Below are 20122 nucleotides of genomic sequence, written 5' to 3'. Positions count from 1 at the left end.
AAAATTTTCTATCGTTTAACGGCTCGCGTAGCCAAAAAAGTTGGCATGAACTTATCCACTAAAAAGCGAGGATTAGGTTGTTTGTCTTCATAAAATCCGTCGATGCTGAACCCTGCCTCAAGTTGGCCACCGATCAAATCCGTCAATGTATGTCCGAACACAACGGTTTCGCCACACTCGCATTTTTTATTGAGCATGGCTTGATCAAGGTCTTTAAGATCTGAATAAGGGAGTGTATACCGTGGTCGAATAATTCCCTTTTCAGCATAAACTGGGTCGCGATCACCAATAAACACTACAGGATTATAGAAACTGGCAAGTAAAGCACCGCCCGTCTTCAAAACACGGTAGCATTCCTTCCATACAGAGCGAACATCTGGGACATAGAGATTGGAAATTGGGTGAAAAATAAGATCAAAGCGTGAATTGCAAAAGGGGCTCAGATCACACATGTCACCTTGTACCGTTTCCAGTTTGAGAGTATCACGCTGTGCAACCCGGCGATCTTGCTCAAGTTGCTTGTCTGAAATATCAAAGACGGTCACTTGGGCCCCTGCTGCAGCTAAAACAGGGGCTTGCTGACCACCTGCAGAAGCTAGGCAAAGAATTTGTTTGCCACTGACATTACCCAACCATTCCCGAGGCAATGGGCGAGGTGTGAGGTGTACTTGCCATTGCCCATTCCGGGCTTTCTCAATCAAGTCGCTGCTTACCGGACGTGACCATTCTTTTTCATTTATGGCTTGTTGATCCCATGCAGCACAATTATGGGTCAGATAATCAAAATTAGGGTCTGACATAATTAAACTAATCTCTCTTACTTAGGCGTTCGGCTGTATAATCAACACCGCTCGCGATGAAAAATAATGTACTCAAATAGCGTTGAAAAACCTGTACGTTTATAAAGGGAAATACCTTCAGTAGACGCATCCAGAAAACATCGAGAAATACTTCGTGACTTCGCATAGCGTAGCGCATGCTGCATTAAAGCACTAGCGTGTCCTTGCCCCTGAAACTCAACTTTTGTTCCAATGTCGTCCAAACGAGCAATATCCTTTTGCATGGAAAGTGTGAGTGAACAAACAGGCTGTTGCTTTACATAGAGCGAAAAGTGGACAAGATTCTTTTTGGCATCTATCGCGGCTTGATGCCTTTCCTGATATTGGTTTATGACTGTTGGGATCGATGCAAACGCACTTTCTAGCGGCGTGGTCCAATCTGTCAAACACCTGTCTGTGCATTGAATATTATCATTGTTGCGCAAGTCACTCGATGGGAAATTCTCCATATTTAGTTGCATAGCAGTTGATGTATCATCAGTGTGAAAATTTTCTTTGTTTAATTTATTTTTTATTTTAATATCAATCAGTTCACTTCGAATCATAATGCTAAAGGGGTATTCAGTTGTGTGTAAAAAATGTATACCCCTTTGTAAAACGGCTTCTATATCCATATGGCAATTTTTTTTGTTTACGATCAACAAATTAAGACCACTTGATTCGACACCAGTGAAATAGGCACAAGCGCCATCAGTAACGTAATGATGGCGTTGGCTAATCGATGTAAAAAAATAGTTTTCTATCTGGTAATAAAGAGAAAATAATGGCGTACGGTTTTTATAATTCATAGTTTATAAAACACACTGTTTTTTGACGTTCCTTTAAATATAGTCCTCTTTTTTAGCCTAGGGACAATGTGTATTGAGCTGACAATTCATGAGACTCAGTCAGGGTCAGAAAACGTATCCGACTATCAACGATCATGTATTAAAATCAGAGTGTTGATATACATAATCCATTAACAGGCTGATTGTATACTTTTAATCACATTAAGAAAAATGTTCTTATGTACACTATAAACAGCAAGTTAATTACAGCTTTCTACACAGGCTTTCTTTGAAAATGGTTCATTTTTCGTTAGACCTCTTTCCAAACCCTAGCGAGTGATACGAAGTCAAGGCGCACTGCGCACAGTAACCTTCGTTAACACAGAGTACATGAGGATTTCGTGCACCGGGCAACACAGGATTCGAGTCACGCAGCAGGTTTAGAAAGAGGTCTATTATACAATTACATGGGTACGGCCTTTGGCCTGCCAATTTTGAACACTAAAACAGCGTTGACCCCGTGTAGAATACCCATGGGTTTGTGGCATATCTTTTTCGAAACCGCTTTCATCAAGATAAACGACGGATTTTCCCTCTTTCTTGTGGCCCTCTATTTTTTCTTGGAACCGGAGCCGGGCGGTTTTGTCCGCTTTGGGATGACGTCACGTTTTTGTTAGCAGATCCGTGCCAATGTGAAAACACTTAGCCGTTTCTTTTACGCTCAACTCTTCTTACTCTCAAATACTGAAGACTTTTCGCCGAAAATCAACTGAATACGTCATCTTTTGCTCATCGTAGTCAATAAAACATGCCTTCTACCATTAAACGTAATTTTGGCTTGTCATAAATAGTGTGTTGAAGCATGATACTTTTCAGCTTCGAGTAGATTTTATCATTCAACATCGATCAGGACATCGCAAACTCATCTTATTGGGTATCAGAACCGTAATATTACGAGTTTTCATCTTTTTTTCAAATGATTACGATAAAATGTCAATAGCCCCTAGCAACGCATAATTGATTAAAAAACCATTATTGCCACTGAAACAAGTGAAGAAGTAGGCCAAGCCGTCTATAATCGACGCCCCAAACAGAGGAACACCATGACTGTGACCCATTTTTCGGCGTTTGATCTCGATGAACGCTTGATTAAAGCTTTATGTGATAAAGACTACCAGCACCCGACTGCTATTCAGGCAATGGCTATCCCGGCAGCAATGGACGGGCGTGATGTTTTAGGGTCTGCTCCTACGGGAACCGGCAAAACCGCCGCCTTTTTACTGCCTGTCTTGCAGCATTTACTGGATTTTCCTCGTAAAGAACCGGGAGCGCCACGTATTTTGGTCCTCACACCCACTCGCGAGCTGGCGATGCAAGTGGCGGAACAGGCTCATGAATTGGCAGTGCATACTCGACTGGCTATCGCTACCATCACCGGTGGCGTCGCTTATATGAATCATGCAGAAGTATTCAGCAAAAACCAAGATATCGTGGTTGCGACCACTGGTCGTTTGCTGCAATATATCAAAGAAGAAAATTTTGACTGCCGTGCCATAGAAATTTTGATCCTTGATGAAGCTGATCGTATGTTGGATATGGGTTTTGCACGGGATATCGAAATTATCGCTGCTAAAACTGTCGAGCGTAAACAAACCTTACTCTTTTCCGCCACATTAGAAGGCGAAGCTATTCGTGAATTTGCTCAACACATTCTCAATGATCCCATAGAATTGGACGCTGATCCATCACGGAAAGAACGTAAAAAAATTACCCAATGGTATTACCGCGCTGATAATATTCAACATAAAATAGCATTGTTATGCCATTTGCTTATCCAATCAGAGGCAAAAAAATCCATCATTTTTGTGCGTACCCGTGAACGGGTGCATGAATTGGTTCGCTGGTTGCGTGAGGCGAATATTAATGCTTGGTATCTCGAAGGCGAAATGGTGCAGGCAAAACGCAACGAAGCGGTGGCACGTTTAAGTGATGGTCGAATTAAAGTGTTGGTGGCAACCGATGTCGCTTCTCGTGGCCTGGATATTGATGATATCAGCCATGTTTTCAATTTCGACATGCCACACACTGCCGATGTTTATTTGCATCGTATTGGTCGTACCGCTCGTGCAGGTCGTAAAGGCGTGGCGATTTCTTTAATTGAAAACCATGACCATTTATTACTGCAGAAAATAGGCCGTTACCTTAACGAACCGCTTAAAGCGCGCGTGATCGATGAGTTACGTCCTACCAGTAAAGCACCGAGCAACAGAGTCACGGGTAAACCATCGAAAAAAGTTCTCGCCAAACGCAAAGCGAAACAAAAAGCTAGCAAAGAGAAAATAAAGGTTAAAATTCGTCATCGTGATAGTAAAAATATTGGTAAGCGTCGTCAGCCTACAAAGAAATCTGAAAATACCGGTGCTAAATAAACCAGCAATCCGGGTGGGTTGGCCTAATAAATTTTGACCCTTATTTGACGAGTCGGTTCGAGAAAGCGCAGACAAAACAACCTATCACTTCCTCTACCTATCTTGGGCTTGGTTATGGATCGCTTCTTGTGGGAGCGGTATTAGAGGCTGTTGACATTTGATAATAAAGAATTGAAAGAGAAGAGTAAACTCGTAATATTACGGTTCCAACACCCAATAAAACGAGTTTAGTGTGCCACAATTGATATTCAATGATGACAGTTATGTAAAAACACATCAACACAGTGCAGGTGCTGCAAGCAGTGGTACGGAGGCAATTGGAAAAAGTAGAGCAGGTAACACCACAAAAATTCATCTCGGTGTGGATGCTTATGGATTACCTATTGCTTTTGAAATCACGGGGGTGAAATTAATGATTGTACAGCGGCACCCGCTCTTTGGGATAAACTCCCCCTTTCGGGGGTTGTGGTGGCAGATAAAGGTTATGACAGTGAACACGTGAGAGAATACATTACAAATAAAGGAGTGAAAAGGTTCATACCCAGAAAATGTAACTCAGTTATTGGTAATGGAAAAATGGACTGGGGTCTCTATAAATATATTCCTATCTCCGTGCCGTATTCTCTGAATTAAAGCGGTCAGGGGAATGGAAAGAAGATAATCCACTTGATGGAATTCGTCAGTTTAAAGAGGAATATCAAGAACTGGCTTTCTTTTATCCAGAGGATATAAAACGACTTTTGGAGGCTTGTGATGAGCCGGCAAATAAAGATTTAGGACATGTTGTACGTTTATGTCTAGCGACAGGAGCAAGATGGAGTGAGGCACAAAGGTTATCTCAATCACAACTCATGCCGGGGTGGGTCATTTTTACTGAATGAGGGGCTCTCTGTTGTAGAATGCGAGCCATTTATCGATGTCTTGCTGAATGTCTTCCAGTGATGAATAAATTTTACGCCGAAACATGACGTCATCGCATTCATTTTTCATCGTGTTATGAAACCGCTCACAGATACCATTGGTCTGTGGGCTGTACGCCTAAGTCCGCGTAGGTTCGATATCTTCTAACTCCAGGTAAAGCTCATACGCGTGTGTTTCCTTTTTACCCGAGTATTCTGACCCTTATGTCGCGTAGCTATATTATTTTTTATATTTACTACACTGAAATAACAGCAAAAATGGCAGGATTTTGTTACTTTAACCATAAAAATGAGGTGACATCAATGACATCAATGACATCAATGACATCAATGACATCAATGACATCAATGACATCAACGCAGCTAAAGTGGCCCAAGCCTTTAACTATAGGCAGTAAAATTGCAATTGTGTCTCCTGCTGGTGCTATAAAGGACCTGGCTATTTTAGATGACACAAAAAAGAAAATAACAGCTAAGGAATATAAACCAGAACTTGGACCACATGTCGACAAAACATATCAGAACCACTATCGTTATGCAGGAACAGTAGAGGAAAGGCTGAAAGATTTGCAGTGGGCATTGGATGACAATTCAATAGATGCAATCTGGGCGACAAGAGGAGGATATGGCTGTGTTCAGTTACTTGAAAAAATAAACCCCAAGAAATTTTTAGATAACCCCAAGTGGTTTATTGGTCATTCAGATAATACCTATTTGCAAAGCTACCTTGCCCAACATGGCGTTCCTTCCATACATGGGCAAAATGTTATTCAGACTACTAATACTCCTAGCCTAAAACCTGTATCTTATGAAAAGATTTTCGATATACTCGCAGGAAAAAAACTCTGTTACGAGATTAAGAAAAACTCGCACAACCAGAAAGGAAGCGCTGAAGGAATATTAATTGGGGGGAACTTAACTATAGTCGCCGCTCTTCTGGGGACAAAATACGACTTCTCTTATAAAGGAGCAATCTTGTTTATAGAGGAAATTGGGGAAAATGGCTATTACAAGATAGACCGGTATATGCAAAGTTTGGAGTTGTCTGGCGCTTTAAGCAAAATAAAAGGTATTGTGGTCGGTGGGATGAAAAATATAGGTGGAGCAGCAGAACCATATGACGATAAAGCATATAAAATTATTGCTGAAAATGTAAATAAATATAACATTCCTAAGATCTTTGGTTTTCCTAATGGGCATATTGCAGATACGCAACCCCTTATTATTGGTGCAACGGTCACCATCACAGTAGGTGATGAAAAAACGACGTTAAAATACAATAATCAGCGCTGAGAACCTGCTACCTTTTATCGTAAACTCAAACTACCTCGGGGCGTACGCTGAAATCAAACACTGGTATTCGATGGTGGCAAAGATTGTCGCGTGTTCTGGTCAAGTAATTTTGGATACAAATTCAGGAGTTTTATGCCGCTTGATATTCTTTCATCAGTAGACCTCTTTCGAAACTTATAAATTGAGCTCCCAGTTATATATTCCGGCAATAAGATTAAATCTGAGTCCAAACCTTTTTCGCCTGTTGCGATATTTTTCAGCGATAGTTCTGAAACGCTTAAGCATAACCTGAGTTCGGGATAAGGAATTGACGTTTATTTTCTCTAATTTTTTGCTCAAGAAGAGATAAGTGCCTCGTACTTCAAGATAATGATGTTTGCGAACATTATTCATCACGAAATAGCGAGACACTCATGAACGATATTACCGAACTTTATTGCTTAATGGATGATTTTTGCAAAAAATTTGAGCCACTACTCAATGCAAAGCTCCTGATGGGTCCAAGCGGCGTATCCGTGCCAGTTCTCTTTCTTTGGCAGAGCTGATGACGCTAGTGGTATTGTTCCATCCAATTCGTTATCGCCAGTTCAAATCATTCTATCTTCATCATGTGTGTCAGCATCTCAGGGCTGAATTTCCAACCCTTCCCTCTTATTCTCGCTGTATTGAACCCCTTACCCGCTGTGTAATAGCGCTTTATGCTTTCTTTGACACAGTTAAGGGAGACTGTTCAGGGCTCTCTATTGTCGACTCCACGCCGCTGGCCGTTTGCGATAACCTATGTTTTTCAAGGCTTGGCAGAACGGGGGAAAAGTTCAACCGGCTGGTTTTTTGGCTTTAAATGACATGTGCTGATTAAGCATCGGGGAGAACTACTCAGTATTCGTCTAACCCGTGGGAATGGTGACGATAGAAAACCCCTTCCTGACTTGGTCACAGGGCTTTTTGGCCAGCTTTATGCAGATAAAGGAGATATTTCTAACACATTGTTACAACAGCTGAAAGAAAAGGGAGGCGCCTTGAACACTCGAGTTCGTCGCAACATGAAGCCTTATATACCCAAGTGAAATCAAGATGCAGGATTTAGCGCCTGGAAATTATCGTTTAAGCGAGATACCAGAGAACTTGCCATTTGTGGTAGCTTCACCTCAAAGAAGTTTAAGATATCGTTCTTAAAACTCTGTGAGCCTGTACAAGATTCTGTGTAACTGCCGATTCCTCATAAATACACTGATAACCGTTCAGGGTATTCGATCATAAAGTGATTGAGAGCCTGACGCCAGTTTGGTATCGGCATTGTCCACTTTTCTGATGCAGATTCTATTGCCAGATAAATCACTTTTAATGCAGACCCATCATGTGCAAATATTTTGCGTTTTTTTATGGCTTTACGTATCACACTATTGAGTGATTCTATCGCATTTGTTGTATAAATCACCTTGCGAATTTCGTCGGGATAAGTAAAAAATGTGGATAGGTTATCCCAATTTCTGCGCCAAATTTGTACCAGTGTTGGGTATTTTTCACCCCAGCGTCCTTCAAAACTATCAAGCTCTTGCAAAGCATTTTCTTCTGTAGCGGAACGGTAAATGAGTTTTAGGTCGGCACAGAGTGCTTGTCGATCTTTCCAACTGACGTATTTGACCGAATTACGGACTAAATGGACAATGCAAAGCTGGATTTTTGTCTCAGGATAGACCGTGTTGACAGCCTCAGGAAACCCGGTTAAACCATCCATACAAGCAATTAATATATCATTTAAGCCCCGATTCTTTAACTCGGTCAGAATCGATAACCAGGTCTTTGCTCCTTCCGTCTCCGCTATCCACAAGCCAAGGCATTCCTTATGTCCTTCCATATTGATGCCTAGCGCGATATAGACAGATTTATTGATAACCCGCTTATCCTGGTGAACTTTAACGACAATACAATCCAGATAAACAATCGGATACAGATTGTCCAGTGGGCGACTACGCCAGGTGGTTACTCGGTCAATTACCGCATCAGTGACTTTAGATATCAAGGTTGGCGATACCTCAGCATCATAGATTTTTTTAAAGGTTTCGGTAATTTCCCGTGTGGTCATGCCTTGAGCGTAAAACGCTAAAATGTGATCGTCAAAATGGGTCAGCCGAGTTTGCCCTTTTTCAACCATTATCGGGGAAAACTCGCCGTTACGGTCACGGGGCGTTTCTATCGCTAATTCACCGTACTGAGAGGTAATATTTTTTGCAGAATAGCCATTACGACTATTACCGCTGCCACGTCCTTCAGCCGCATTTTTGGCATAACCTAGGTGATGTTCCATTTCAGCACCTAATGCCGCTTCTACTGTCATCTTAACGAATTCATTGAGTATCTTGTTTAGATCAGATTCAGTTTTAATGTCTTTTACCAGCGCCTGAGCTACCTGACGTAGCTGAGATTGTTGCGGGGTATCCGGTAATTTATTCTTTCTTACCATTGTCTATATCCTATTCACAAATTGTTTAAATATAGGCAATTACACAATTTTCAGGACAGGCTCACCAACGGTGATCAGGATATGCCTATCCATGCTGCTAATCTGGAGTATATTATCGATTCGATCATCTATCAGCTGAATGCTAAAGATACCGGTGGCAGCTATCTGTTCTCTGGTACCAAAAATGATGTAGCACCCATAATCTATGATACTGGTACTCAAAGCTATAGCTATGCAGGCAATGCCGAATATCGTGAAGTGAGTGTGGCACAGGGCGTGACACTAAAGGCGAATGTACATCTCTACAGTGCGTTTTCTACAGCCGGTGGCAACGATATGAGTATACTCACCAAGCTTAAACAGCTGAGTGAAAACATGAAAGATACGACTAAAAAGAAATCCGACTATCAGAATGATATCCAGGTACTTTTAGATCTAACCAGCAAAGCCAGGGATGATGTCAGTGGCACGGTAACTGAATTGGGTTACCGAACGAATATGTTAGAACTTCTGGACGGTGTTCAAATAACACAAACCAACGCCAACAATCAGCTATCTACTCATTTAGTGGGGCTAACTGAGGACGACAAGAAAGATAAAATACTAGAACTCACGCAGCAAGAATCTGCGTTGCAGACCAGTTTTTTAATCTATAGCAAAATCTATCGAATTTCCCTATTTGACTATATAAGGTAGACCGAGATTCTATGTCGGTAAAATTTCACACCAACAAAATCAGCACCAGCAAAACAGATACTGTCACGTTAACCCAACAAAGTGGCATTGAGACATTACGGCGAACCCAAACACAAAAAAGTAACAGGTCAACCGCTACTTTCCCCGATCAGCCGCTGATTTCCAGCTGCCCGTTACGTTATAACGTGCAGCTTAATCAGCAGCTAACCTCAGTGCAGCAGGCCTATCGCTATTTAATGAATGTTGAACGTCAGCTATCGCATTACTATCATGCACAAGAACAGGAGAAAAGCTCGCCTCTTATTCAACAGCAGGCGAATAAATTATTGTCATTATTACACCAGAGAAGCGAGCTTTCTGGTGGCACGGTTGATCGGCAGCTACAAGTTGAATTGACACGCAGGCCAAAGGTTGATTTTACTTCCAACGACCTCGATAACTTGCTACAACAATCCACGGGAGAAACATTATTGTTTTCTGTATCGGGGACAAAAAATAAAATGACCGCGGTAAAATTTGCTGAACAAAGTACGCTAAAACAGAGACTATTACAATTAAACAAAGGGTTGGGACGCTTTGGTATTCATGGTCAATTACGTCATGATCAGACAGTATTCAGCGTCGATGAAAGTCAGTGGAGCTTACTGAATAATCATTTCAGTGCCAGGGGAGAAGGGCATGGTTATCCTAAAGAACAATTCACTCAGATTAAATTACAACTTGAGAGTGCTGCCGAACAGCATATACAACAAATAGTCGCCAACCCCGCTACGGCTAAAAACCATCTTGATGAAATACAGAACCTGTTGGATAAGATAACGCAACAACTGCGACAACTCTCAACAAATAAAGAGAAGGTTCATAGCCGTATTAGCGGGATGTCTACTTTTAGCCAACCCGGATCAGCATTACTGGCAGCACAGATTTTAACCGAAAAATTAAGTCATGCAGATAACAATTACAGCACGTTATCACAGGCCATCAGTGGGCAAGATAATGTACACAGTGCTACAGTAAAAAATCTATTGTGTTATTGATCACTGGAAGCCCATTTAAAACCGTATTCATTAAGGGGGATGCACTCGCCCCCTGAGTGATGGCAGACTAGACTTTTTGTAAAACTGACTTAACCTCAGCTGCCTTCAAGAAAAATGCCCCCTTGTCCAAAGACCAAGTATTGCCCATTTACCCATATTGGAGTGATAATTATTCTGTTATGTACTAAATAGTCTATTAACCCATCTACCATATGACCGGATGTCGGATTATGGTGAAAAATAGGTGTGTACTTATATTGAAGTTGCCGCCCTGGTAATGGTTTTTGCACTAACTTTCCTTTCAAAATAAAGCGATTATCATTAGGACTTGTCATGGTAGAAATCACCACACCCTTGTTGACAGTTATTTTGGCATCATAAATTTCTTTTTTCTGCGAGAGCAGATCGTAAAAACCGATCTGCACATTCTCTCTTCTTTTTATAGTTGGCAACTCGTTAGTACTAAAAACAGGGAGAGGCATTATCGCTTGTGCCAAAATTAATCCGATGAAACTAACTGTGGCAGGGATCCATTTCATTAACTTTTCTCTCTGTTTCACGGTAAATCAGATTATTAAGATTTTTATTATCAAGACGCCAATGGTAGATAGTCATATTGAGTTGTTTTTTTTCACAACCATTTTCGATGAGAAAAGTATAATCCAGCCATCGTAGTGACAAATGATAGTAAATACTCATACGCATTTTTTTTGCCCCAATCTCTTTGTCAAGTAAATATAGGGTATCTTTCAATCTATGATAAAGATTATCATCATCTTCAGTGTTGGGGTCGTCATCCCTTAGTTGAAACAAACGGATATTGCGGTAAACGTTCGGTTCCTGTTCTTCGGCGAAAAAATTTGGCGCCAGACGGTTATTGTGCTCGATAACAAATGTGATCCAGCTACTCACCGCAACTGTCAATAAAAGCGTAAAAATTATTTTTATCTTGGTCGATAAGAACATTTTTTTTGCTAACGGTGGCAACGAAATATTTTCTTGCCATTGACTGTCGTTATTTTGATCGGGCACATTATCTTGGTTTTGCACATTGTATTTTTTATCGACATCATTGCTATTGTGATCAAAATTGTTTTTATCATCATTATTTTCATCAATCGCTGTTGCCGTATTTTCTTCCACGGTGACGCAATAAGAAGCATCTAATAGATAGCCTTTTTTGGGGATTGTTTGGATAACACGTTGTTGTTTCTTATCATCACCCAATGCAACCCTTAGCGTATGAATGGCATTCGGTAAACTATTATTGCCAATTACCCGTTTTTCCCACACCAAATGCGTCAATTGATCGCGAGAAAGGATCTCTCCGGCATGTTGTAGCAACATATCTAACAATTTAAGCTGGTACTCACCAAGACGTTTTTTCTCACCGGAACCTTGATGAGTCATAAATCCCGAACAGAAATCGATTAGCCAATTATTAACAGAATATAAACGTTTATTCATTGCAATTTTTCAAAAATATAAGCAAAAAGTGTCATGTAACAAAAATGCGCTCAACATGTTCATTAGACTGCGCTTTTTCGCCCATTTTTTCCTCATCTGAACCTCGCTCACGACGATTTTTTAATAGGCTTTTGGATCCTATCGTTTAGCTCTGTAGCTGTATTTTTTTAAATTTTTATGATAGAGGCTGCTGGAACCTAATGTTTTAAATAAAATTTAAATTGTTGTTAGTAACCAATTGTTAGCAAGCGAATATTTTTACGCTACAAAGAGAAAATAATCAATAGTTTCATGACTAATAGTCTGGTTTCTTTTTAAGAATGAATCACAACATCCCAGTAGAATTTTTCTATCCGATTGAATTTTATTAAAAATGCAGGGTACATACGAGTATATGAGGATGGCTAGCACTGAGTAACGCCGAATTTACACCACACAGTAGGTTATACAAGAGGTCTATTGACTTAATAACCTTACTTTAAATACAGTTATAATAGCGTTTGCTGGCAGAAAATGAATTAACTTATCTTTTAGCGGGTTATTTTATCCATGAAGATAATTTTGCTTGTTTATTATCCCCATAAATAATGTTAAATATTTGTTAAGTATTTAACATTATCAACGATGCCAGCGAACCCAACCAACCCATCATCAATAACCGATTTTTTTATGCTCAACAGTCATATTCTATTTTAAACATAGATCATATTAAATTTTTTAGTTTACATTATTAATTTTTACTAAACAGAGTTTATTAAAATATAGATCATAGTTAATTTTTAATAAAAAAATGTCGTCTCTTTTATTTTTTTATAGCGATAAAATTATTATTTTAAACATAATTTATCTTATCAAATTAATTTAATTTCACTTTGCCGGATGTCGCTTATATCGGGTATCAGCGGGGGCTAATAGGTAGCTCCCTAAATAAGGAGAGGTTTACAATGGCACAATCATCGGTTCACACTAATCCGGCGTCCATCGCAGCAAAGCTTTCAATGAGCAGGGCTGGCACTTCATCGACTAAATTTTCGACACAAGCAGCAACGGGTTATCGCATTAATGGTGCGGCTGATGATGCTGCAGGACTGCAAATTGCTGGTCGTTTGGACGGTGAATTGAGTGGTATGAGAGTAGGTATACGTAACATTTCCGACGCAAAATTCATGCTGCAAACGGCAGAAGGCGCTTTCCAGGAAATGAAAGATATCATGATTCGGATGAAAGATCTGAGTATGCAAGCCGCCAACGATACTAATTCACCTGCTGATAAAAAAGCAATGAATGATGAATTTAAAGAGTTGCACCTTGAATTAATCAATACCATTCAAACCACGAGCTACAGTGGCGAGAGATTACTACACGGTTCAGGTGTATTGAGTACAACTAGTGGTGCTAACTTCCAGATCGGTAGTGCCTCAGGAGCAAAATTGGCCGTTAGCTTGAAGGATCAACTTAAGAAGTTAACTGATATTATCGGTTTAAAACCTGCTGAGGGTTTTGGAAAAATCGATCTGGCGGCGAGTGGCGGTAAAATTGCCACTGAAGGGCCTATGTTTGCAGCGTCGGGACTTATAGCGGGACTCTCAGGACTGTCTGCCATACGTTCTAAATTGGGCGCCACTATTAACCGTCTAGACCATACCTCACGCAATCTAGAAAACATGGTAAGCAATACTGAAAAGGCCAGAGGTAATCTCATGGATACTGATTTTGCCGTTACCTTGACGGATCTGGCTCGTAGTCAAATGCTGGAACAAACCAGTATGGCAATGCTACAGAAATCGAACCAATCCTCTCAGATGATTTTGGGTCTGTTACGCTGATAAATCGTTAGTCTTTACTCGAATTATGATGGAAGCACCGTTTTTTGGCGGTGTTTCCATGCTATCAGCTCTTTCCTCCTAACAATAGGAAAGAGGAAGTATGACTTCCGCGATTGAATATATTTGTCTATAAATCAGTTAATTAATATTGGCACAATTGTTGCTTTCTTTTGTCATATAGATTGTGTGGTAACGGATAAGGCACAAGTACTACCAGGGGAAGCTATTCGATGAATATGAATATTGAACCAGAAAAATGGGCAGAAAAAATAGCACAAGCCAGCATTGAAGTTGAAGAAAAGCGTTGGAGCAATCAGAAGCTGAAAGCAGAGGCAGAAGAAAAGGGCTTAAAGGAACTTAAAAAAACACTCACTGGTTTTCGTAATTCTATCAGGGCATTAAATGGTATTGATGGTGGTATGGTAAAAAACAGTGTCACCACCAGTGACGACAAGGTTGCCAATATTACTTCTAATGGTAAAGCAGTTAAAAGCTCTTATAACTTGAAGATTGCTCAGCTAGCCAGCAATCATAAAATAAGATATCAGAGTCTGAATGATGCACAGGTAGCCAGTGCCACAGGTTCACTAAAGTTAAAAGTAGCGGGTAAAGATTTTACCATTGAGGTGGATAAATTGCGGACGTTGGAAGAGTTAGCCGATGCGATCAATCTCTATGCCAATAACAATGAAATCGCTGCTTCGATTTACCGTATCAACGGTCAACAACAATTGGTTTTAAGTAGCCATAAAAGTGGTAAGGACAATGAAATTGAGATTGATCCAAGCTCTAGTCCCCTATTCATTGGAAGCACAGAATTAAGTCCAGCACAAAATGCAAAGGTGACGCTCGACGGGATAGATATTGAAAGTGATAGCAATAAGTTAACCACTGTGCCCGGTGTTTCAATTGAGCTGAAAAAAGAGACCACAGTAGGCACAGATTTACATTTTTCTGTTGCTCCTGATGAATCAGGCACTGAAGAACAGACACAAAAATTTGTTGAGGCGTATAACACACTAAAGAGTTCACTCAAGTCTCTGATGCGCAGCGGCTCAGACTCAGAAAAGATTGAACGTGGTGCTTTTGCCGGTGATTCAGCTCTCGCTCAATTAGACAGCCAGTTATATCGTCAGATCTACAGCTCACCTGGTAGAAAACCTTTATCTGCATTAGGAATAACAACGCAAAGGGACGGAACCTTGTCAATTGACAGTAAAAGACTAAAAGAGTCGTTAACCACTGATTTTGGCGTTTTGGCCCATGTATTTAACGGTCCAGAGGGGCTTATCAAAGGCATGGAAAAGGCGTTATTTCCTTTCCTGAGTGCTACAAAAAACAAGGGTAATGCAGAATCTGAACCTAGCATTTTGCAACAACGTCAAAATTCTCTGGATATTCAACTAAAGAGTGTAAAGCGTATCGAAGAACAACTGAAAGAACGTCTTGACAAAGTGTACAAGGACAATCTTAAGAAATTTAGCGATGTGAAAACAGCCATGGCTAAAATACAGGAAAATTCAATGAGTATGATGTCGATGCTCATGAACAGATAAATTTCAACCCGAAAAACCGGAATATTTTATGTACCCAAACCAAGACCACAGTTTGTATCAGCAGGATGATATTGCTATTCAAGCAGCGGCGGCGACGCCGCATCAACTGGTACTGATGTTATTTGCAGGACTCATGGATGAATTAGTACGAGCTAAAAGCCATATTGTGGCAAAACGCTATGAAAAAAAGGCAAAGAGTATCAATAAATGCATTGATATTCTCAATGGACTGACCGCCGTACTCAATTACGAAAAAGGCGGTGAAGTTGCTGCCAATTTAGCGCGTTTATATGACTACTGTGTGTTCCGTTTGTATGGTGCCAGTCATCAATTATCCACCGAACTGGTTGAAGAAGCTGAAAAAATATTAATTTCCCTTCATGAAGGATGGATAAGATTGGGGAGCAAAAGCAAAAAGAATGGATGAGCTGCAGTGGATAGAACGCTTAGGCAACGAGTTAAAAAAAGCCGCTAAGGATCATGATTGGCAGCGTTTACAGAAGATCAATACACGTATTACAGAGTTATTGATTTCATCACAATCTGAGTCTTTATCAGTGAAAAAAATTCAAACATTAAAATGTTTGCGAAGCAGCCATCAACAAGCTTTCGATTATTGCCAACAACAAAGCCAGTTGCTGGAAAAGAAGATTTCCCTCTACCGCAATAACCAAAACGGTTTAAGTGCTTACGCCAATATGGCAGTGATAGCTCATGAGGACATTGCTGAACACGGGGGTATAGAAAAGTGAGCACCCAGATCAATTCGACACCATTAGCACCTGTGTCATTAGCTGCCGGGGAAAAAAGCAAAAATGTGGCTGCTAGCCCCATCTCTGGTTCACCAGAGAGCGATGGTGCAGATTTGCCCACATTTAACAATACGCTATCTCAGATGATGCAATCCAATTCGTCTGTATCGTCGACTGCTGAACCCCAGAACACAGAGGAAGAACTGGTGGCTTTGCACAACAATGCTGAAGAGGTTAGCGACACTGAGATATTGAATGAACAGAATCAGCAATGGCTACATGCTTTATTAAACATTGTGCCATCATCGAAGCCAGCCAATGTCCTCGTTACTCTGTCGTCTGCTATGGAACAGGTTAATTCATCGACATCCAATGAAACTCAGCTGCTGGTACCCGTAAAATCACAGGATGAAGAGCAATCTACCCGGAATCTAACCTCTGATTTGATGATGAATGTTTTAGCGGCAAAGCCAATGATAACAACATCAGAAAGCTCAGTGATCACGCTACAACCTGGTTCAAATAATCCGTCTATCGTCAATACTGATCAAAACCTTAAGATGGCAAACACGCATCTCACTTTGGCAAAGGATCAAAACCAATGGTCAGAACAGTTACGCACCCTGCTGGGGGAAAGACTACAGCTACAAATAGATAAACATGTTCAGCAGGCTACCATTCGTCTTGATCCTCCGGAAATGGGAAAAATAGATATTTCTGTGAGTTTTGATGCCGGCAAATTGCAAATCCATATCAACGCCAGCCAGGGGGATATTTATCGTGCACTTCAACAAAGCAGTAATGAACTGCGGCAAAATCTTATTGCGCTACATACATCACAGGTAGATGTACAAATCTTTTCTGGCGATAAACAGCAACAGAAAAAACAGGAAACAACACCAGGCTCCAAAATCATTGCCGCTGAAATTATTAATAGCGAAGAAGAGACGAGTGCAGATGATGGCACTCTTTTAGCAACCGTTTAATAGCAAACGGTTTAATAGCAAACGGTTTAATGGATTATTTATGACTATCTTAAAAAAATTCTCAAAAATATTGATAGTGATCGCCATTGCTGCCACTTTGATCGGCGGCTGGGTAGCATTTAATTATCAGAATGAAATAAAAAAAGATCCTATCAAACCACCGACATGGTGCGCCAAAAATTTTGTGCGCGGAAATAAAGCTGTGCAATTTGTTGAGATTAAAAATATGGTTATCACCCTGAAAAATATCGATCAGGATGAACGTTATATGTTATTGGAATTAGGAATAGCTACTGGTGATGACGATGACATTAAGAAAGTCAATGCGTTAACACCTGCTATTCGTGGTGCCACCGTTAATTTACTTTCAGGTATGAATTACCGGGAAGTCCGTGATCTTACGATTGCTGATTTACGCCAGAGTTTAATGAGCGAATATCAAAAGAACTTTAATCAATTAAAAGTTCCTATGCCATTCGATGATGTTGTAATTAGTAAAATGGTCTTTCAATAATTCTATGACGATAATGTGTCTTAAAGAAAATATAGCGTTGACTACTGTAGATGAAGGTAAATATCTCGATATTTATTTACCCTTGGTAAAGCGAGTCGTCAGGCAACTGTCATTTCAGGCTGACAGCGTTATAGAAAGAGAAGATATGCAGCAAATTGCCCTGATGGGGCTACTTGAAGCACTACGCCGTTATGGCCATCCCGATGGCAATTTGCTGCTTATGCGGTACATCGTATTCGTGGTGCTGTATTGGATCAATTGCGTGAACATGATTGGCGACCACGACGCTTAAGGCAAAAAACACACAAAACCAATGAAGCGATAAGGGAGCTAGGGAAACGATTAGGACATGAACCTAATTACGAAGAGATTGCCATAGAATTATTAATCACACCACAAGAGTATCAAGAGTATCTGTTATTGGAAAGCGCCAAGGCAATGGAAAGTTTAGATGATCTCCTTTCAGTAGAAATGCATACCGACGCATTGCAAAGTCGTGAACTGGAAGATCAAATCATTATTCAGGATAGCCTTCAACAGGCAATTGCTACCTTGGATAAACGAGAGCAACTTATTCTCAGTCTTTATTACCAGCAAGAACTCAGTTTGAAAGAAATTGCATTGGTATTAGAGCTTACTGAGGCACGTGTCTGTCAATTAAATAAAAAAATAACAGAAAAAATCAAAAAATTTTTTAGTCATTGAGGAATATATGCAGAAATTATTGGGTTTGATTATTATTATGTTCTGCGTTATTGGCGGTTATTTAATGTCGGGAGGCATTCTATCGTCTTTTTGGCAGCCAGGTGAAATTATTATTATTTTTGGCGCAGGCATAGGTGCCACCATCCTTGCCAATCCCAAAAATGTATTGGTGGAAATGTGGCAGCAGATAAAGAGTGTTACCAGTAAAAATGAATATACATTGGAATTTCAGCAACAGTTATTGATGCTGCTCTATGAATTATTAGAGATGGTCGATGAAGGAGGGCTGAAACGATTAGATGAACATATTGAAATTCCTGAAAACAGTAAACTGTTTCAAAAATATCCCCTTATTTTGCGTCATAAAAGTCTGGTGACATTTATCTCAGATAATTTTCGTTTAATGGCGATGGGAAAAATAAATGCTCATGAATTAGAAGGTATTCTGGAACAGGAATTAGCCGCAGTTGAAGAAGAGTTGCTGATTCCATCCCGTTCTATGCAAAGGACGGCAGAAGCCATGCCGGGTTTTGGTATTTGTGCGGCAGTACTCGGTATTATTATTACCATGCAATCGATAGACGGTTCTATTGCATTAATTGGTGTTAAAGTGGCGGCGGCTTTGATCGGTACTTTTCTTGGAGTCTTTATTTGTTATTGTCTGATAGATCCGTTGGCTAATGCCATGGAACAGGAAATGAAAAAGAAAATTTCCTTTTTTGAATGTGTCCGCATGGTATTGGTCAATCATGTAGCAGGTAAACCTTCTTTATTAGCTGTGGATTCGGGGCGTAAAATGTTACCACTGGATAACAAGCCCACCTTCGCCACGCTTGATTCTTGGATCAATAAGATGGAAGGCATGTAATGAGAGGACAAGGTCGAGGTACAGATACTACCATCATTAAACGTTCGGCCAAAAAACACCACAGCGGTGCCCATACTGGGGCGTGGAAAGTGGCTTTTGCTGACTTTACTCTCGCAATGATGGCGCTGTTTATGGTGTTGTGGATAGTGGGTGCTGTTTCTGAAGAAGAGCGACATGAAATTATGTCTCACATTCACGGAAATAGCATTTTTTCTGAACAATCATTTTTATCGATTCCATTACAGCATAAAAATGGCGCTGATCAGCATTTTGATATCGTTAATAGCAAGTCGCGAGACAACAAAAAAGAGAGTAATTGGCGTGAGCAATTTAAGCAAACCGATCAATCACTGCAAGAACTCGTCGATAAGTCTGCAATAGAAATGAAAGATTTATCACGTATGATTATGAAAATCAGTAATGCAAACAATGCGCAATCCAATTTGAACATAGAAATTATTCCGCAAGGACTGCGTATTTTAGTACAGGACGATAAAAACCGGGAGATGTTCTCGCGTAGTAGTGCTTTGCTTACACCGTTTTTTACTCGCTTATTGGGTGAATTAGCGCCGGTTTTAAATAACCTCAATAACAAAATTATCATTACGGGTCATACTGATGTTTCACGTTATCGTGACCAAGAGTTGTACAACAATTGGAATTTATCAGGGGAAAGAGCGATGGCCGCCCGTCGAGCCTTAGAGAAAGGTGGGTTAGACGGTACGCATCTTTTACAAATCAATGCTATGGCTGATCAAATGCTACTTGATGAAGAAAATCCTCTGGGAGCGGCGAACCGCCGTATTGAAATCATGGTGTTAACTAAAGCGGCGACCGCAACCCTCTATCAATTTTTTGGTGACCATGGAATAAAAACGATTAAAACGGTGACAGAGAAAGCCGAAACGATTAAAACAGGGGCAGAACAGGCTGAAGAACTGGAAGAATCGGAAGAAGCGGCGTAATACAACCGGTCAAGGGGCTTTCTCCCCTTGACAACCGA

The 20122-nt window shown here is 40.4% G+C and carries 17 protein-coding genes and 6 pseudogenes; 16 read left to right on the top strand and 7 right to left on the bottom strand.

What is annotated here, in order from left to right; genetic code table 11:
- Nucleotides 1-8 precede the first annotated feature (8 nt).
- Together AAHH42_RS04365 and AAHH42_RS04360 are read right to left on the bottom strand one after the other, a co-directional pair.
- Nucleotides 9-800: a class I SAM-dependent methyltransferase gene (locus AAHH42_RS04365; protein ID WP_072550919.1), complete on the bottom strand. Its 792-nt coding sequence runs from the start codon at nucleotides 798-800 to the stop codon at nucleotides 9-11.
- A 41-nt stretch (nucleotides 801-841) separates the two neighbouring features.
- Nucleotides 842-1627, bottom strand: a complete 786-nt coding sequence (locus AAHH42_RS04360) for a GNAT family N-acetyltransferase (protein WP_072550918.1) — start codon at nucleotides 1625-1627, stop codon at nucleotides 842-844.
- Nucleotides 1628-2709: 1082 nt separating this feature from the next.
- Here AAHH42_RS04360 and srmB point away from each other — a divergent pair.
- From srmB to AAHH42_RS04345, 3 genes and pseudogenes are all read left to right on the top strand, one after another.
- Nucleotides 2710-4035, top strand: coding sequence for an ATP-dependent RNA helicase SrmB (srmB, locus tag AAHH42_RS04355; RefSeq protein ID WP_342221744.1), 1326 nt, complete (start codon nucleotides 2710-2712; stop codon nucleotides 4033-4035).
- A gap of 244 nt (nucleotides 4036-4279) precedes the next feature.
- Nucleotides 4280-4632 (top strand): annotated as a pseudogene (locus tag AAHH42_RS04350) (transposase); the annotation flags it as partial.
- A gap of 5 nt (nucleotides 4633-4637) precedes the next feature.
- Nucleotides 4638-4913, top strand: a pseudogene (locus AAHH42_RS04345) (phage integrase); the annotation flags it as partial.
- A gap of 7 nt (nucleotides 4914-4920) precedes the next feature.
- Here AAHH42_RS04345 and AAHH42_RS04340 read toward each other — a convergent pair.
- Nucleotides 4921-5157 (bottom strand): annotated as a pseudogene (locus AAHH42_RS04340) (integrase core domain-containing protein); the annotation flags it as partial.
- A gap of 2 nt (nucleotides 5158-5159) precedes the next feature.
- On the opposite strand from AAHH42_RS04340, the gene AAHH42_RS04335 reads away from it, so the two are divergent.
- Complete coding sequence (locus AAHH42_RS04335; protein ID WP_342064672.1) at nucleotides 5160-6248, top strand: LD-carboxypeptidase; 1089 nt, start codon at nucleotides 5160-5162, stop codon at nucleotides 6246-6248.
- 174 nt (nucleotides 6249-6422) lie between these two features.
- Here the strand turns inward: AAHH42_RS04335 and AAHH42_RS04330 are convergent.
- Nucleotides 6423-6533, bottom strand: a pseudogene (locus AAHH42_RS04330) (IS5/IS1182 family transposase); the annotation flags it as partial.
- A gap of 128 nt (nucleotides 6534-6661) precedes the next feature.
- Here AAHH42_RS04330 and AAHH42_RS14730 point away from each other — a divergent pair.
- A pseudogene (locus AAHH42_RS14730) lies at nucleotides 6662-7300 on the top strand (IS982 family transposase); the annotation flags it as partial.
- A 167-nt stretch (nucleotides 7301-7467) separates the two neighbouring features.
- On the opposite strand, the gene AAHH42_RS04320 reads toward AAHH42_RS14730, so the two are convergent.
- Nucleotides 7468-8712 carry an IS256 family transposase gene (locus tag AAHH42_RS04320; RefSeq protein ID WP_342221106.1) on the bottom strand — a complete coding sequence of 415 codons (1245 nt, stop codon included), beginning with the start codon at nucleotides 8710-8712 and terminating at the stop codon, nucleotides 7468-7470.
- 81 nt (nucleotides 8713-8793) lie between these two features.
- Between AAHH42_RS04320 and AAHH42_RS04315 the strand changes: the two genes are divergently transcribed.
- Nucleotides 8794-9408: a hypothetical protein gene (locus tag AAHH42_RS04315; RefSeq protein WP_342221743.1), complete on the top strand. Its 615-nt coding sequence runs from the start codon at nucleotides 8794-8796 to the stop codon at nucleotides 9406-9408.
- 11 nt (nucleotides 9409-9419) lie between these two features.
- Nucleotides 9420-10445, top strand: coding sequence for a hypothetical protein (locus AAHH42_RS04310; RefSeq protein WP_342221742.1), 1026 nt, complete (start codon nucleotides 9420-9422; stop codon nucleotides 10443-10445).
- Between the two features lie 95 nt (nucleotides 10446-10540).
- On the opposite strand, the gene AAHH42_RS04305 is transcribed toward AAHH42_RS04310, so the two are convergent.
- Both AAHH42_RS04305 and AAHH42_RS04300 read right to left on the bottom strand, forming a co-directional pair.
- Nucleotides 10541-10984 (bottom strand): hypothetical protein, encoded by a 444-nt coding sequence (locus tag AAHH42_RS04305; RefSeq protein ID WP_072551050.1) that lies wholly within the window; start codon nucleotides 10982-10984, stop codon nucleotides 10541-10543.
- Complete coding sequence (locus AAHH42_RS04300) at nucleotides 10959-11912, bottom strand: transcriptional regulator (RefSeq protein WP_342221741.1); 954 nt, start codon at nucleotides 11910-11912, stop codon at nucleotides 10959-10961. Before AAHH42_RS04300 ends, AAHH42_RS04305 begins: the two co-directional genes overlap by 26 nt.
- A gap of 944 nt (nucleotides 11913-12856) precedes the next feature.
- On the opposite strand from AAHH42_RS04300, the gene AAHH42_RS04295 reads away from it, so the two are divergent.
- From AAHH42_RS04295 to lafU, 9 genes and pseudogenes are all read left to right on the top strand, one after another.
- Nucleotides 12857-13738 (top strand): flagellin, encoded by an 882-nt coding sequence (locus AAHH42_RS04295; RefSeq protein WP_342221739.1) that lies wholly within the window; start codon nucleotides 12857-12859, stop codon nucleotides 13736-13738.
- A gap of 230 nt (nucleotides 13739-13968) precedes the next feature.
- Nucleotides 13969-15294, top strand: coding sequence for a flagellar filament capping protein FliD (gene fliD, locus AAHH42_RS04290; protein WP_072551048.1), 1326 nt, complete (start codon nucleotides 13969-13971; stop codon nucleotides 15292-15294).
- Nucleotides 15295-15322: 28 nt separating this feature from the next.
- Nucleotides 15323-15721, top strand: coding sequence for a flagellar export chaperone FliS (fliS, locus tag AAHH42_RS04285; RefSeq protein ID WP_072551047.1), 399 nt, complete (start codon nucleotides 15323-15325; stop codon nucleotides 15719-15721).
- The gene (locus tag AAHH42_RS04280; RefSeq protein ID WP_072551046.1) at nucleotides 15714-16046 is read left to right on the top strand and encodes a hypothetical protein; all 333 of its coding nucleotides are present in this window, start codon (nucleotides 15714-15716) and stop codon (nucleotides 16044-16046) included. Before fliS ends, AAHH42_RS04280 begins: the two co-directional genes overlap by 8 nt.
- Nucleotides 16043-17032, top strand: a complete 990-nt coding sequence (locus tag AAHH42_RS04275) for a flagellar hook-length control protein FliK (protein ID WP_342221738.1) — start codon at nucleotides 16043-16045, stop codon at nucleotides 17030-17032. Before AAHH42_RS04280 ends, AAHH42_RS04275 begins: the two co-directional genes overlap by 4 nt.
- Before the next feature lie 40 nt (nucleotides 17033-17072).
- Entirely contained in the window at nucleotides 17073-17546 is a 474-nt protein-coding gene (locus AAHH42_RS04270) for a flagellar basal body-associated FliL family protein (RefSeq protein ID WP_342221737.1), read from the top strand.
- Between the two features lie 13 nt (nucleotides 17547-17559).
- A pseudogene (locus AAHH42_RS04265) lies at nucleotides 17560-18251 on the top strand (FliA/WhiG family RNA polymerase sigma factor).
- A 7-nt stretch (nucleotides 18252-18258) separates the two neighbouring features.
- The gene (motA, locus tag AAHH42_RS04260) at nucleotides 18259-19119 is read left to right on the top strand and encodes a flagellar motor stator protein MotA (protein WP_342221735.1); all 861 of its coding nucleotides are present in this window, start codon (nucleotides 18259-18261) and stop codon (nucleotides 19117-19119) included.
- On the top strand, nucleotides 19119-20084 hold the full coding sequence (gene lafU, locus AAHH42_RS04255) for a putative lateral flagellar export/assembly protein LafU (protein ID WP_072551041.1): 966 nt from the start codon (nucleotides 19119-19121) through the stop codon (nucleotides 20082-20084). Before motA ends, lafU begins: the two co-directional genes overlap by 1 nt.
- Nucleotides 20085-20122 lie beyond the last annotated feature (38 nt).

This window comes from Candidatus Fukatsuia endosymbiont of Tuberolachnus salignus, assembly GCF_964030845.1.
GTDB classification, from domain to species: Bacteria; Pseudomonadota; Gammaproteobacteria; order Enterobacterales; family Enterobacteriaceae; genus Fukatsuia; species Fukatsuia symbiotica.
This window is presented reverse-complemented; position numbering and strand designations above follow the sequence as displayed.